The sequence below is a fragment of the Nonomuraea sp. NPDC050451 genome (genome assembly GCF_044458585.1).
In genome coordinates, this window is record NZ_JBITHZ010000007.1 from 116,501 (window position 1) to 131,032 (window position 14,532).

General features: G+C 71.9%; 13 protein-coding genes. 7 read left to right on the forward strand and 6 right to left on the reverse strand.

What is annotated here, in order from left to right; all coding sequences use genetic code 11:
• Positions 1-106: 106 nt before the first annotated feature.
• The 4 genes from ACIBI9_RS23555 to ACIBI9_RS23570 all read left to right on the forward strand — a co-directional run bounded on the left by ACIBI9_RS23555 (position 107) and on the right by ACIBI9_RS23570 (position 4,469).
• Positions 107-1,546, forward strand: a complete 1,440-nt coding sequence (locus ACIBI9_RS23555) for a PLP-dependent aminotransferase family protein (protein ID WP_397224304.1) — start codon at positions 107-109, stop codon at positions 1,544-1,546.
• A 75-nt stretch (positions 1,547-1,621) separates the two neighbouring features.
• On the forward strand, positions 1,622-2,053 hold the full coding sequence (locus ACIBI9_RS23560) for a hypothetical protein (protein WP_397224305.1): 432 nt from the start codon (positions 1,622-1,624) through the stop codon (positions 2,051-2,053).
• Between the two features lie 41 nt (positions 2,054-2,094).
• On the forward strand, positions 2,095-3,312 hold the full coding sequence (locus tag ACIBI9_RS23565) for a winged helix-turn-helix domain-containing protein (protein WP_397224306.1): 1,218 nt from the start codon (positions 2,095-2,097) through the stop codon (positions 3,310-3,312).
• 347 nt (positions 3,313-3,659) lie between these two features.
• Positions 3,660-4,469, forward strand: a complete 810-nt coding sequence (locus ACIBI9_RS23570) for an N-acetylmuramoyl-L-alanine amidase (protein WP_397224307.1) — start codon at positions 3,660-3,662, stop codon at positions 4,467-4,469.
• Between the two features lie 253 nt (positions 4,470-4,722).
• Here the strand turns inward: ACIBI9_RS23570 and ACIBI9_RS23575 are convergent, their stop codons facing one another.
• The 4 genes from ACIBI9_RS23575 to ACIBI9_RS23590 form a co-directional block, all read right to left on the reverse strand.
• The gene (locus tag ACIBI9_RS23575; protein WP_397224308.1) at positions 4,723-5,349 is read right to left on the reverse strand and encodes a dihydrofolate reductase family protein; all 627 of its coding nucleotides are present in this window, start codon (positions 5,347-5,349) and stop codon (positions 4,723-4,725) included.
• A gap of 38 nt (positions 5,350-5,387) precedes the next feature.
• Positions 5,388-6,809 (reverse strand): serine hydrolase domain-containing protein, encoded by a 1,422-nt coding sequence (locus ACIBI9_RS23580; RefSeq protein WP_397224309.1) that lies wholly within the window; start codon positions 6,807-6,809, stop codon positions 5,388-5,390.
• A 24-nt stretch (positions 6,810-6,833) separates the two neighbouring features.
• Positions 6,834-8,279, reverse strand: a complete 1,446-nt coding sequence (locus ACIBI9_RS23585; RefSeq protein WP_397224310.1) for an MFS transporter — start codon at positions 8,277-8,279, stop codon at positions 6,834-6,836.
• A gap of 116 nt (positions 8,280-8,395) precedes the next feature.
• The gene (locus ACIBI9_RS23590) at positions 8,396-9,052 is read right to left on the reverse strand and encodes an L-2-amino-thiazoline-4-carboxylic acid hydrolase (RefSeq protein ID WP_397224311.1); all 657 of its coding nucleotides are present in this window, start codon (positions 9,050-9,052) and stop codon (positions 8,396-8,398) included.
• Positions 9,053-9,318: 266 nt separating this feature from the next.
• On the opposite strand from ACIBI9_RS23590, the gene ACIBI9_RS23595 reads away from it, so the two are divergent.
• Positions 9,319-10,440, forward strand: a complete 1,122-nt coding sequence (locus tag ACIBI9_RS23595) for a 5-methyltetrahydropteroyltriglutamate--homocysteine S-methyltransferase (protein WP_397224312.1) — start codon at positions 9,319-9,321, stop codon at positions 10,438-10,440.
• Between the two features lie 4 nt (positions 10,441-10,444).
• On the opposite strand, the gene ACIBI9_RS23600 is transcribed toward ACIBI9_RS23595, so the two are convergent.
• Positions 10,445-10,969 (reverse strand): hypothetical protein, encoded by a 525-nt coding sequence (locus ACIBI9_RS23600; protein WP_397224313.1) that lies wholly within the window; start codon positions 10,967-10,969, stop codon positions 10,445-10,447.
• A gap of 84 nt (positions 10,970-11,053) precedes the next feature.
• Here ACIBI9_RS23600 and ACIBI9_RS23605 point away from each other — a divergent pair, with 84 nt between their 5' ends.
• Positions 11,054-11,725, forward strand: a complete 672-nt coding sequence (locus tag ACIBI9_RS23605) for a TetR/AcrR family transcriptional regulator (protein ID WP_397224314.1) — start codon at positions 11,054-11,056, stop codon at positions 11,723-11,725.
• Positions 11,726-11,876: 151 nt separating this feature from the next.
• Positions 11,877-13,109 carry a S1C family serine protease gene (locus tag ACIBI9_RS23610; RefSeq protein WP_397224315.1) on the forward strand — a complete coding sequence of 411 codons (1,233 nt, stop codon included), beginning with the start codon at positions 11,877-11,879 and terminating at the stop codon, positions 13,107-13,109.
• Between the two features lie 25 nt (positions 13,110-13,134).
• Here ACIBI9_RS23610 and ACIBI9_RS23615 read toward each other — a convergent pair whose 3' ends face one another.
• Positions 13,135-14,430, reverse strand: coding sequence for an FAD-binding oxidoreductase (locus tag ACIBI9_RS23615; RefSeq protein WP_397224316.1), 1,296 nt, complete (start codon positions 14,428-14,430; stop codon positions 13,135-13,137).
• Between the last annotated feature and the right edge of the window lie 102 nt (positions 14,431-14,532).

Genomic DNA, 14,532 nt, shown 5'->3' on the forward strand with positions numbered 1-14,532 from the left:
TAGGCGGCGTGGGCGGTCGGGCGGATCGACGCTCACACGGCCAGGCTAGGAGACAACTGTCTCAGTATTATGGTCCAGTCATCGGCCGGAAAATTGGACCATTCGCATGACCGACGCGCTCGGGCCCGAGCTCCTGCTGGAGCTGCCCGGCCGGGGTTCTCGTGGCAGGGCGCTGGAGGAGGCGCTGCGGTCCGCGATCCGCGGCGGGCGGCTCGTGGCCGGTACGCGCCTGCCGTCGAGCCGCGATCTCGCCTCCCAGCTGGGGTTGTCGCGGGGGACGGTGACGCAGGCGTACGAGCAGCTGGTGGCCGAGGGCTGGCTGACGGCGCGGCAGGGCTCGGGCACCCGCGTGGCGGCGGGCACCGCGGAGGCCCCGGCTCGTTCCGGCGCCCGGGGGCCGGACGGAACGGCGGAGGCCCACTCCGGCGCCCAGTCGCCGAACGTACCGACGCAGGCCCGCTCACCGCGTCACGACCTGCGGCCCGGGCGGCCCGACGCGTACGCGTTCCCCCGCGAGGCGTGGGCCCGTGCGATGCGGCACGTCCTGCGGGAGGCGCCGACGGAGGTGTTCGGGTTCGGCGACCCGCGGGGGCGCGTCGAGCTGCGTACGGCGCTGGCGTCGTATCTGGGCCGGACCCGCGGCGTCCGGGTCGACCCCGCCAACCTGGTCGTCTGCTCCGGGTACACGCAGGCCCTCGGCCTGCTGGCGGAGGTCTTCACCGAGCTGGGCGTGCGTACGGCGGGCATGGAGGACCCGGCCATCGGCGACCACGTCCGCCTCCTGGCCGGCCGGCTCCACGTCGCCCCCATCCCTGTGGACGCGTCGGGCATGCGCGTGGACGCGTTGCGCGACTCGGGCGCCGAGGTGGCCGTCTGCACGCCGGCGCACCAGTTCCCGCTGGGCGTGAGCATGGCGCCGGAGCGCCGCTCCGAGCTGCTGGAATGGGCGGACGACAGCCTCGGCTGGATCATCGAGGACGACTACGACGGCGAGTTCCGCTACGACCGGCATCCGATCGCCGCGCTCCAGTCCCGCCGGCCGTCCAGGATCGTGTACGCGGGCTCGACCAGCAAGACCATCGGCCCGGCCGTCCGGCTGGGCTGGATCGCCTGCCCGCCCCTGCTGCTGGAGCCGCTCACGGAGGCCAAGCGCCGGGCGCGCGAGACCCGTCCCCTGGAGCAACTGGCCCTCGCGCGCATGATCGAGCTGGGCGACTACGACCGGCACCTGCGCACGATGCGCCGCGGCTACCAGCGGCGCCGGGACACGCTGGTCGCGGCCGTGCGATCCGGCCTGCCGGACGTCCGGGTACGCGGCATCGACGCCGGTCTGCACGCCCTGCTCGAACTGCCCTCCGCGCCGTCGGAGCGGGCCATCGTGGAGGCGGCGCGGGCGGCCTCGGTCGACGTGCATCCACTGGGCGAGTACATGCGCGGCGACCGCGACCGGCACCCGCCGTCGCTGGTCGTCGGGTACGCCACGCCACCGGCCCACACCTACCCTGCCGCGCTCGACGCGCTGATCCGCGGCCTGCGCCGGCTCTGACCCGGCCGGGCGACGGAACCCCGCGTTCGCCTGATTCGTTTTCTCGTCAGCACGGGCCCCGGGGGAAAGGCGGACATGGGCACGAGTGAGCGGCGACTGAGAAGGCGCGCCCGCCGGCAGGCGGGCAGGTTCGTGTCGGTGCCCCCTGAGAAGCGCCGGCACCTGGCCCAACGGCAGCGGCGGCGGATGGCGCACCAGGCCAGGGCGGACGTCGCGCAGCGCCGCTCGGTGTGGCGGGAGTGGGGACCGGTCACGGCGATCACGCTGGTCGTCTTCGAGCTGATCTACTTCTTCCTGGTCGCCGACATGGTCGGGGGGACGAGCATCACCGGTGTGATCGTGACGGGCGCCCTCGGATGCGTCGCGGTCTGCTCCAGATTCGTGCAGGAATATGCGATGTGGAAAAGCGCCGATTCCAGAGCCGTCCCGTTCCTCGTCGTGGGCGCGGTCTCGGTGGCCGTGACGCTGGTCGCCTTGGGCACCGAGACACTGTCGAAGATGATCTGATCGCGTCTCGTGCGAACGTGTTTTCGAGTAAGCTGCCTGCCATGCCGAACCCGCTGGCCCTCAGCCTGGAGAGCGCGCGACGCCTGGCAGTGACGTGCCAGCACCTGGCCGGCCCGCGCCCCGGCGGCGGTCTCGAAGGGCTGCGGCAGGTGCTGCGCACGCTGCGGTGCCTGCAGCTCGACCCGATCGACGCGGTGGCCCGCAGCCACTTCCTGGTGCTCTGGAGCAGGCTCGGCGGCTACGACCGCGCCGACCTCGACACGCTGCTGTGGCAGGAGCGGTGGCTCTTCGAATACTGGGCGCACGCCGCGTCGATCGTGCTGGCGGAGGACTATCCGATCCACCACGTCATGATGCGCGGCTACGCGAAGGGCGAGTCCCCCTACGCGCAGCGGGTCCGCGGCTGGATGGAGGCCAACGACGGGCTGCGGCAGCACGTCCTCGACCGCTTACGCACCGCCGGGCCGCTCCCGCCGGGGGCGTTCGACGACCTCACGAGCGTGCCCTGGCAGTCGAGCGGGTGGACCAACGGCCGCAGCGTCGAGCGCATGCTCGACTTCCTGTGGTGCCAGGGCCACGTCATGGTCGCGGCCCGGGCGGGCCGCACGCGCCACTGGGACCTGGCCGAGCGCTGGCTGCCCGCATGGGCCGACACGCCGCCGCTGTCCCGGCGGGAGGCGGTGTCGCTGGCGGCCGAGCACGCGTTGCGCGCGCTCGGCGTGGCCCGCGTGGCCGACATCGAGCGCCACTTCATCCGCGACCGCTATCCCGAGCTGCCCGAGATCCTGGACGAGCTCCAGGGTTCCGGCCGCGTGGTGCCCGCCGAGGTCGAGGGCGGCACGGAGCGCTGGCACGTGCACCGCGACGTCCTTGAGCTGCTGGAGCGCGAGTGGCAGCCGCGCACCACGCTGCTGTCGCCGTTCGACAACCTCATCTGCGATCGGGCGCGCACCGAGCGGCTGTGGGGCTTCGAGTTCCGTACGGAGATGTACGTGCCCAAGCACAAGCGGCGCTACGGCTACTACATCATGCCGATCCTGCACGGCGAGCGGCTCATCGGCCGCCTCGTGCCCCGCCTCGACCGGCGCAAGCAGGTGCTGGAGATCGAGGGCCTGTTCCCGGAGCCCGACTTCCCCGGCGACGAGGTCTCCGTCCGGGCCGTCGGGGAGGCGGTGACCGAGCTGGCCGCGTTCGCGGGGGGCCGGGAGGTCGCCTACGCGGGCACCGTACCGGCGCCCTGGCGGGCCGCCTCGGGCTGAGCGGCCGCCCCGCATCTCCCCGTTCGATTCCCCCGATCGTGGGCAAGTAGGGCATGCTAATGATCCGTCAGCATCCGCCCATGCATCACCAGGAAAGTCGTAGTCATCCACCCCGTCACCGCCCGCAGCACCCGGCGATGGATCGTCACAGGACGTCTGACCAGCGACGACGTCTCCCAGCCCATCGCCCGCGCGACGGTGCCGTGTCGCCTCCCCCCATCCGGCCGTGAGCGCCGATCAGCGAGGCAGTTACCGCTTACCCTGCAGTGATCACATGTCGCAATCACATGGCTACTTTTCGTTAATCGGCGGTTGCGAGACTCATCGAAAAGCTTGAGGGAGGTCCCATGCCGTACCTGACACAGCTGGCCGACGTCGCCCGCCGCACAGGATTCCCAGTGACCGAAGTGGCCGGGTGGCAGACCCGCGGCCACGGCCCGCAGCCCCAGGTGCAGGGCATCGTTTGTCACCACACCGCGGGCCCTGCCGGTGGCGGCGACTACCCGTCGCTCGCGGTGGTCCGCGACGGCCGCCCCGGCCTCGACGGGCCGCTGTCCCAGTTCGGGCTCGGCAGATCCGGCCACATCTACGTCATCGCCGCCGGACGCTGCTGGCACAACGCCCCCTCGACATCGACGATGCACACCAACTCCGCCTCCCTCGGCATCGAGGCCGAGAACGACGGCACCCAGCCCTGGCCAGACGTCCAGAAGGACGCCTACATCCGGTTGTGCGCGGAGTTGTGCCGCGAGTTCGGGCTGTCCGCCTCGCGGGTGAAGGCGCATCGGGAGGTCAACACCTCCAAGCCGGACCCCCACTCCATCGACATGAACGACTTCCGGGCGGCCGTCGCCGCCCTCATCCAAGGCGCCCCCGCGCCTCAGCCATCATCCTGGACGGAGGAGATCGTGAAGCAACTGCCTATGATCCGGCCGGGCGACGACAACTTTGACGTCAAGACTGTCAGAGGCTGCCTGTTCGCCCGGGGCCGGGTTCCCGTGTCGGCCTACGCGCAGGTCGGGCTGGAGGACTGGCTCAAGTCCACCCGCTGCGACGCGGGGCTCGTCGAGCTCGTCCGCGGCTTCCAGCAGGCGGAGGGCATCGGCGCGGACGGCGTCGTCGGCCCCAAGACCTGGCCGTCACTCCTCCGCGTCTGACCCGCCACCCTCCACGACGTCCCCGACCCCGCCCGACCATCCACACCTCGACGCCCAGGGCCCCAGCGGCAAGGGGCCCAAGGGCAGGCGGCCCGACGGCAGCGGTGTAACCGGGGTGCGGCTGCCTTGGCCGGGCCCACCTGCAGTCGGTCGGTCAGGCGCGGCTACCGCCGGGCGGGCGCGGCTGGCGTCGGGGTAGGCGCGACCGGCGTCGGTGCGGGCGGGTGTGGCGGGTGTTGGCCATCCCCCGCGGTTACCAGTTGCCGGTTTCCGGGCCCATTGCGCCGTACCCCACGGCGCCCGCCCGTTCGTACGTCGCCACGATGACGCCGCTGCTCGACGTCGTGCTGTCCGCGAGCCGGAGACCGGCGGGGACGGTGCCCTGGGCGAAGAGGCGTTTGCCGGAGCCGAGGAGCACCGGGAAGACCAGCAGGTGGAACTCGTCCACCAGACCGTGCTCGATCAGCGTCTGCACGAGGTCCCCGCTCCCGTGCACCTGGATCTCCCCACTCTCCCCCTGCTTGAGCTCGGCGACCGCCTTGGCGACGTCACCAGCGAGCAGGGTCGAGTTCTGCCAGGTCACGCCGTCCAGCGTGCGCGACGCGACGTACTTGGGCATGCTGTTGAGCTTCGCCCCGATCGGGTCGTCGGCCGGGGCGAGGGGCCAGGAGGCGGCGAAGATCTCGTACGTCCTGCGCCCGAGCAGCAGCGCGTCCCCCCGGGCGACGAGCTCGGTCATCACCCGCATGAGCTGCTCGTCGAAGTGGGGCACCGTCCAGCCGCCGTGCGAGAAGCCCCCGTCGCGGTCCTCGTCGGGCCCGCCCGGCCCCTGCATGACGCCGTCCAGCGTGACGAACGTGGTCACCATGAGCTTCCGCATCGCCGTTCCCCTCTCTCGTCGGCGAGGCCGGGCAGGCCTCAGCCGGACACCTTCGGTGTGGCACGCATCCCGACATAGCACACCAGAGTCCCGTCGGGCAGGGTCGAGAAGACGACGGGCATGTAGTCCTCGCTGAACGACGCGCCGATGCCCGAGGCCGCGAACACCGTCTCAGAGACCGGGGTCAGATCGGCCTCCAGCGGCGGGGACAGGTCCTTCATGCCGTCGACGAACTCGTACCTGATCCGGTTCGGGCTGATCGTGATGACGACGCCCTCCCGCTTGTACGTGCCCACGAACGGCGTCATGTCCACCACCGGCGGCTGCGCCGGCGGGCCGAACGCGTCCGGCATGCGGACCCCGGCCAGCTCGGCCAGCAGCTCGCGGAACAGGGCGGCGTACACCGACCGGGCCCCACCCCCGTTGGTCATGAGCGCGACGGCCATGCCGGCCTGCGGGACGACGCGCAGGTAGGCGTACTGGCCGATGGCGGCGCCGTCGTGGCCGTAGCCGAAGACCCCATCCCAGTCGTAAAGGGTCCAGCCCAGGCCCCAGCCGTCGGCGCTGACGGTCCACTTGTCCGGGACGTCCACCTCGCGCCGCTGCATGGCCGCCACCGCGTCGGCGGGCATCACGCGCGTGCCGTCGGGGGCCAGGCCGCCGGCCAGGTGCATCTGAGCGAAGCGGACGAGGTCGCCGGACGAGGTGATGATCCGGCCGGCCGGCCCTGCCGAGCGCGGCATCATGTCCCAGACGGGCGCCGGGTCGGGGTCCTGGCCCGGCTCCCCCAGGTGGCTCATCGCCGCGCGGAACCGCAGCGCCTCCTCCGGCAGCGTCATGGAGCGTTCGAGCCCGAGCGGCGTGAACACCAGGTCCCGCAGCGCCTGGTCCCAGGTCGTGCCGGTCAGCACCTCGACGAGGCGGCCGAGCACGACGTAGCCGAGGCCGCCGTAGGAGACGGCCATGCCGGGCCGGCAGTCCAGGGCCACTTCTCGGGCCGCCTCGACGTACCTGGCCAGGCAGTCGTCGCCCCGGCCCGAGTCGTAGTTGAAGTCGTTGGTGACCCCGCCGGTGTGGCTGAGCAGCTGCCGCACGGTGATCACCTTGGTGGCCTCCTCGTCGGGAGTGGCGAACTCCGGCAGCACGTCCACCACCCGGGCGTCCAGGTCCAGCCGGCCCTCGCCGACGAGCCGCATGACCAGCGTCGCGGTGTAGACCTTGGCGATCGAGCCGGACAGGAACACCGAGTCGGGGGTCATCGGCACGCCGGTGGCACGGTTCAGCACGCCGGTGGCCAGCTCGTGGACGTTCCCGCCGGTCAGCACGGCCAGGGTCGCGCCGGGCACGTGGTGGGCGGCGCACAGCTCGTCGAGCCGCCGCTGCCAGTGCTCGACGTAGAAGCCGCGGCCGGTCGAGTCCAGCGTGCCCCAGTCGCCCGTGGCGTTCCAGTTCAGGTTCATGATCTCTCTCCTTCGAGTGGCAGGTCAGTTGCTCAGGACGGTCTTCTTGGGCATCACCAGCAGGGCCAGTACGGCGGCCGCCACCACGCCGGCGGCGCTGATGAGGAAGGCGGACGACATGGCCGTGGTGAAGGCGTCGCGGGCGGCCTGCGCGATCCCGGCGTCGCCGAGGCCGAGCGCGCTCCCGATCGAGAGGCGGGCCGCCGCCGGCGCCGTCGCGGGCATGGCCGCGGTGTAGGAACTGGCGAGCACGCTGCCGAGGACGGCGATGCCGAGGGCGGCGCCGGCCTGCTGGATGGTGTCGTTCAGCGCCGAGCCGACGCCGGCGTGCTCGGCCGGGATCGTGCCCATGAGGGCGGAGACCGCGGCGGGCATGGCCAGGCCGCCGCCGGCGCCCATGAGGAGCAGGGCCACGGCCGCGGTGGCCAGGCCGCTCGTCGCGTCGAGGGTGCTCAGCAGGGCGAATCCGGCGGCGCTCACGGCGAACCCGGTGACGATCAGCCGGCGGTTGCCGATCCGCGTGCCGAGGGTCGCGCCCAGGGTGTTGCAGGCCAGCGAGGCGACGGCCATCGGGATGAAGGCCAGGCCCGACTCGGTGGGCGTGTAGCCGAGGACGTACTGGAGGTACTGGGTGAGCACCAGCAGCAGGCCGCCGTTGCCGATCTGGACCAGGGTGAGGGAGAAGCTGCCGCCGCTGAAGGTGCGGTTGCGGAACAGACGGAGCGGGACCATGGGGTGCGGCGTACGCAGCTCCCAGACCACGAACCCGGCCAGCGAGATGACCGCCACGGCCAGCGCCGGCACCGACAGGCCGTGCGGCAGCTCGATGATCGTCCAGACCAGGGCCGACATGCCGGCCACGGAAAGCACGGCGCCGATCGGGTCGGGCCTGGTCTGCGGCCCCCTGGACTCGGGCATGAGCACCAGCGAGGCGACGATGGCCAGCGCCGCGATCGGCACGTTGATCAGGAAGACGGCGCCCCACCAGAACCAGGCGATCAGCGCGCCGCCCAGCACCGGCCCGCCGACCAGGCCGACCATGGCGACCGCGCTCCAGGCGGCCATCGCCTTGCGCCTCTCCTGCTCGTCGAACACGGTGATCAGGATCGACAGGGTGCTTGGCATGATGAGAGCGCCGCCGATGCCCATCACCGTGCGGGCGGCGATCAGCGTCACCGGATCGGCGGCGTAGGCGGCCGCCAGCGAGGCCACCCCGAACAGGGCCAGCCCGATGACCATGACCCTGCGCCTGCCGAACCGGTCGGACAGGCTGCCCGCCGTCAGCAGCAACCCGGCGAAGACCAAGATGTACGAGTCCAGGATCCACTGGATGTCCTGCGCGCTCGCGCCCAGGTCGGCGGTCAGCGGCGGGATCGCCACCGAGAGCACCATGTTGTCGATCACCAACACGAGCGTGCTGAGACACAGCACCACCAGGATCAGCCAGCGGCGCGAATCACGTGCTTGCATCAGACCCTCCCAGGCCGCGAGTACGTCGTCCTCGTTGTGCGAACACTGTACGCACAAGGGAGAGGCGTGCGCAACCTGGGGCGGACCCGCGATCGAACGCGGGCCCGCCTACCGGGTCAGTCCTGGTTGCGGGTGAAGTGGAACGGGCAGTGGCTGCCGCCCAGGCCGATGGTGGTGCGGCGCTCGAATCCGAAGCCGTGCCTGTCAGGCTCGATGGCCTCGATCCAGTTGGCGTCGAACGCGCACATGACCGGGGTCAGCTCGGGAGCCCCGTTGGCGGTCAGCACGTCGTGGTAGAAGCACCGGCGGACGTCGACGTGGTAGCGCCGGTCGTCGTCGGCCGGCCGGTCGAAGACGAACCCCTTGCCGAACGCGTGCTCCTCGCGCGACTTGGACACCGCCACCATGGCCAGGAAGGGATCGGGAGCGGCGTCCAGCATGGCCAGGGTGCCCTGCCTGGTGGCCTCGCCGAGCGGCTCGACGAACGCCACGCGCACCGCGTCGATCGTCGCCGGCCGTCCCAGCCTGGGCAGGAGCAGCTCGTACGCGGCCACGAGGGCCAGGGTCATGCGCAGGTTGTGGCGGGCGGGCTCGTCAACGATCAGGTGCCGGTTCGCCGCCTCGAGCTCCTCGTGACGCGCCCGCATGGCGGCCACGAGATCGCCGTGCTCGCGGGCGAGATGGTCGTAGAAGCCGTCGAGGAGGAGGGCGGTGTCGCGATCGGGATCGGGAACATAGTCGCCGTCGGTGAGCCCGAACTGGTCGGTGGACATTGCGGTCCTTTCGGTACGGTGCTCGGTCCGTACACGGCCGCGATCTCGCCCGGAGGCGTGACTGGCCGTGCTCGCGACCGAGCGAGCACGCCAGCGCGCTCCACCGACCTACCAGGCGCTGACAAGCTTGAGTTGATGTTGTCCCGGCCAGTCTAGACCCTGGACGGCCCCCCTCAGGGGGCGGAGAGTGGCTGTTGCACACCGAACCCACGGCCGGCGCGGACCCCCATCGGACGTCCCGCGCCCCTGAACACCGAGGAGGAAGTATGCCTGCGAACCACCACGCCGAACACGTCGGCAGCCTCCTGCGCCCGCCCGAGCTGCTGCGGGCCCGGGAGGCGCGCGAGCGCGGCGAGCTGAGCGCCGAGGAGCTGGCGCGGCTGGAGGACGAAGCGGCGCTGGCCGCCCTCGACGTCCAGCGCGAGGCCGGGATCGAGGTCTTCACCGACGGCGAGGTACGGCGGGCCACCTGGATGGCCGGCCTGCTGGAGTCGCTCGGCGGGGTCGAGCCCGTGGAGGTGCCCACCTCCGCCTGGTTCCGCGACGACGGCACGACGCCACCGCCCGAGGAGACCTCCTTCCGGATGGTGGCCGTGAGCGGCAGGCTCACCCAGCGGACCGACCTGAGCGCCGTCGAGGCGGACTTCCTCGCCCGGCACGCTCCCGGCCAGTTCAAGATCACCATGATGAGCTCGTCGATGGGCAACCTGCTGTGGCGGCCGGGCCTCAGCGACGCCGCCTACCCCACGCCCGGCGACATGATGCGCGACCTCGTCGCCCTGCGGATCAACGAGATCAAGGGCCTGCTGGACCGGGGTGTGAACTGGATCCAGCTCGACTCGCTGGGCTACAACCACATCATCGACCCGGAGTTCCGCCACCGCCTCCTCGGGCCCCACGCGCCCGCCCCGGAGGCCATCCTCGACTCGACGATCTCGGTGGACGCCGAGCTGGTACGCGCGACCAAGGGCATGAACCCGCAGGTCACGGTCGGCATGCACATCTGCAGAGGCAACAACCGCAGCGCGTGGATGTCCAAGGGCGGCTACGAGCCGGTCGCCGAGCGGCTGTTCGGGGAGGTGCCGGTGGACCGGTTCCTCCTCGAGTACGACACGGACCGGGCCGGCGGGTTCGAGCCGCTGCGCTTCATCCCCCAGGGCACGACGGTCGTGCTCGGGCTCGTCTCCTCCAAGACGCCGCAGCTGGAGTCCCAGGACGAGCTGCGCCGCCGCATCGACGAGGCCGCCAAGTACGTGCCGCTGGAGAACCTCGCGATCAGCCCGCAGTGCGGCTTCGCCTCCACCGCCAGGGGCAACCTGCTCACGGTGGACGACGAGCGCCGCAAACTGGAGCTCGTCGCGGACACCGCCAGGAAGGTCTGGGGCTGATCGCTCAGGCGAGCGCCTCGGCCAGGGCGACCACGCCTCCGACGGCCAGCCCCACCACCACGATCAACGGGCTGCCCTTGAGTGCCGCGACCGCATGGAAGCCCAGGTCGCGGTACTCGGGCATGCCCTCGGTACCCGGCAGCACCAGGAGCCCGGGCCGCAGCCCCACGAGCACGATCCAGTCGATCACCACCAGGTCGAACAGCGACAGCGTGGCGAACATGACCGCCCCGGCCACCGCCGCCGCCGCGAACCCCAGATCCGAACCCAGCGACGACCGCAGGTGCAGGATCGCCACCGCCATGATCGGCAGGCAGCACCCTCCCCAGAAGACCACCCCGAACCACAACGCCACCCGCCGGCCCCGCTCGCTCTTGGGCCTGCCATAACGCTCCTGGATGGCCTCCGGGTAGTCGTTGAGCAGGAAATCCCTGCTCAACGCCGCTCCGGCGAACACCCCGACGGTGAAGAGCACGCTCATCGCCAGCCCGTAGGCGAGCGCGTAACCGACGACCAGGGACCATTCCACGCCGCTCCTCCTTGATCAGCTTCACCCAAGTCTGGCTTAAAGTCAACGATGTGTGAAGTTCAAGCAGCTGGCTAGCATGTTCCCGTGCGAGAACGGCGCAGGCGTCCCGAATCACGGAAGGGCAGGCCCACCCTGACCAGGGAGCGCATCGCCCGGGCCGCCCTGCGGATCCTCGGTGCGTCCGGTCCGGCGGAGCTGACCATGCGCAACGTCGCCGCCGAGCTCGAGGTCTCGCCTCGGGCCCTGTACAACTACGTCGCCGACCGGGACGACCTGCTGCGCGAGGTCATGGCCGTCTGCCAGGCCGACCGGCCGCAGCCGCGCCTGGACCCGGAGCGCTGGCGGGAGAGCCTGGGCGACTACTGCAGGGAGCTGCGGGGCTGGTACCGCTCGCACCGCGGCATGCTGGCCCTCGCCCACACGGAGGACCTCACCTACCTGGTGGCGCCCGGCCATCTGCGTGCCGACGACGCGCTCGTGGGCTTCTTCCTGGACATCGGGCTGGGGCCGCAGGACGCGTACCGGGCCTGGACGATCACCGTGCTCCAGGTCGCCGGGTTCGCGGAGGTGTGGGACTCCTGGCACGACCATCCGCCCGCCGGCGCCGACCCGGCGAGCTGGACGGGGTCGCCGGACTCTGCGGAGCTGCCGCACCTGCGGCGCCTGGCCGGGGAGGCCGCGGCGGAGCCGCCCGACGAGCTGTTCGAGTCCGTGATCGCCATGCTGACGTCGGGCATCGCGGCGATGGCCGGCTAGATTTTTCCGGCCTGTTCCGCCCGCGGCGGGGCCGTCGCGGCCTGCGGCGATAAGGCGCGCGTCAGGGTGCGCCGGGTGCGGGGATCTTGGGCTTAAGCAGGACTTACCCGCCGTTCGTCACGCTTGTGTCATCGGGACTCTAGGAGATGACATGGACGCGAACACGCCTCGTGAGGACAGTGCCGGCGGCTGGAGCCAGTTCGGTGACACACCGCCCACCACCGGGACCTTCACCCGGCCCGGGCCTGTGCTGCCGCCTCCGCCGCCGCCGCAGCGGCGACGGGCCGGGTTCGTGCTCACGCGCAAGGCTGTCGCCGGGCTGGCGCTGGCGGCGTTCGCGGCGCTGACGGCGACCGCGCTCGGGGGCGGCGCCGTCGGCGCCTATGTCGCCGGTGCCGGGCAGCCGGTCCCGACCGTCACCAAGACCGTGGCGAGCCCGGTCTTCCGCACGGCCTCCGGCCAGCTCACGATCGCGCAGGTGGCGGAGAAGGTACAGCCGTCGGTCGTGATGATCCAGGGGCAGTCCGCCGAGGGCTCCGGCGTGGTGCTGTCGGAGGACGGGCTGATCCTCACCAACAACCACGTGGTGAGCGGGCAGGGCAAGCAGCTTACGGTGAAGTTCAGCGACGGCAAGACGGCCAAGGCCACCGTGGTCGGCACCGACCCGGCCACCGACCTCGCCGTCATCCGGGCCGAGGGCGTGTCGGGGCTGGCCAAGGTCACGCTGGGCGACAGCGACCAGCTCAAGGTGGGGGACGACGTGCTGGCCATCGGCAGCCCGCTCGGCCTGGACGGAACGGTGACGTCGGGCATCATCAGCGCGCTCGACCGTACCGTGACCGCCGGGGGCGGCGGCCAGGGGAACCAGCAGCTCCCGCCGGGCTGGGGTGGGCAGCAGCAGAGTCAGGCGGAGGAGCCGACCACGCTCGGCGGCATGATCCAGACGGACGCGGCGATCAACCCGGGCAACTCCGGCGGCGCTCTGGTGAACGCGGCCGGCGAGCTGGTCGGCATCAACAGCGCGGTCGCCGCCGACGGCGTCAACCTCGGCTTCGCGATCCCCGTGAACACCGCCAAGCAGGTCTCCGAGCAGCTCATCAGCCAGGGCAAGGTGACCCACGCCTTCCTCGGGGTGAGCGTCACCGACGCCACCGGTGACGTGCCCGGCGCGCTGGTCCGCCAGGTGAGCGCCGGCAGCCCGGCCGAGAAGGCCGGGCTGAAGCAGGGGGACCTGATCACCAAGATCGGTAACACCGCGGTCTCCGGCGGCGACACGGTGGTGGGCCAGGTCCGCGGGTTCAAGGTGGGCCAGCAGGTGCCGGTCACGTACCAGCGGGACGGCAAGACCGACACCGTGACCGTGACCATGGAGGAGAAGAAGTAGTACCCGTCTCCCGCGAGCTTCCCGGTCAGGCACCGACCGGGAAGTTCGCGCGGAACACGCCCTGCGGGTCGCGGGCGCGCTTGAGCTCGCGCAGCCGGGCCAGAGTCCCCTCGTCGAAGGCGTCCGCCGCCCGCTCCCCCGCCGTCAGGAACGTGTACGGCTTGCGCCCGCCGACCCGCAGCTCCCCGACCAGCTGGGCCCGCTTGGCGACCACCGCGTCCTTGAGGTGCGGCAGCCCGAGCCCGATCAGATAGAGCAGGTACGGCTCCGCGACCGCACCCCGGGCACCGGCCCCGGGCCGCTCCTCGGCCAGCGCGCCGCCCAGGTGCCGCACCTGGAGGCCGAGCAGCGGCGCCAGCGGCGCGTCGAGCAGGACCCGCTCGTCCAGCTCCGTCAGCAGCTCGGCACGGGCCATGGCGGGGGCGGGATCGGTCGGCTCGGCGGTGATGTCGGCCAGGTTCGCGACCGGCAGCGCGGCCCGCCTGTCCACGACAGCCCCGTCGATCTTGTCCAGGCCGGCCAGCAGCGCGCCGCCCTCGGCGGCGTCACCCAGGTAGGCGGCGTCCACGGCCACCATGGGCGGCCCGTCGGGGAGCTGGACCCGGTTGAACCAGACCGACAGCTCGTCCGGCGCGTTCTCGGTGATCCGCCGGTAGGCGTCGAACACCTCCGCGGTCCGCGCGCCCGGCCACATCACGCGCCCGCCGTACAGCTGCGGCGCCGGGTGCAGGTCGAACTCCACAGCGGTCACCAGCGCGAAGTCGCCCCCGCCGCCCCGCAGGGCCCAGAACAGGTCCGGGTCGGAGTCGGCGGTCACCCGGGACCGGTCGCCGTCGGCGTCCACGACCTCGAAGGCGCGCACGGAGTCCGAGGCCCAGCCGTACTTCCTGCCGAACCAGGACAGCCCGCCGCCCAGCGTGTAGCCGACCACGCTGATGGCCGGCATGCTGCCGGCCAGCCCGGTCAGGCCGTGCGGCCCGGCCTCCTGGAGCACCTGGCCCCACCGGGCGCCCGCGCCCGCCCTGGCCACGCGCTGCCCGGCGTCCACGTCGACGCCGTTCAGGCGCCCCGTACGCAGCAGGATCACGCCGTCGGTGTCGCCGGAGGCACCGTGGCCGTTGGGCTGGGCGGCCACCGTCAGGCCGGACTTGCGGGCGTGACGCACCAGGGCGGCCACGTCGTCGGCATCGTCGGCCGTGACCACGGCGGCCACCGGCTGGGCGACCGTCAGGTTCCACGCCTTGGCGGCCGCGTCGAACCCGCCGTCCTCCGGCAGCAGCACCTCGCCCTGCACGGCGTTCCGCAACTCGTTGAGTGTCATGATCTCTCCCGTTTCTGAGGTCGTCCGGGGCTATGACGGAGCGGGGGACGACAAGGTGACCGCGCTCGCCGGTCACCTTTGGCGGGGCTGCGCCGTCAGGTA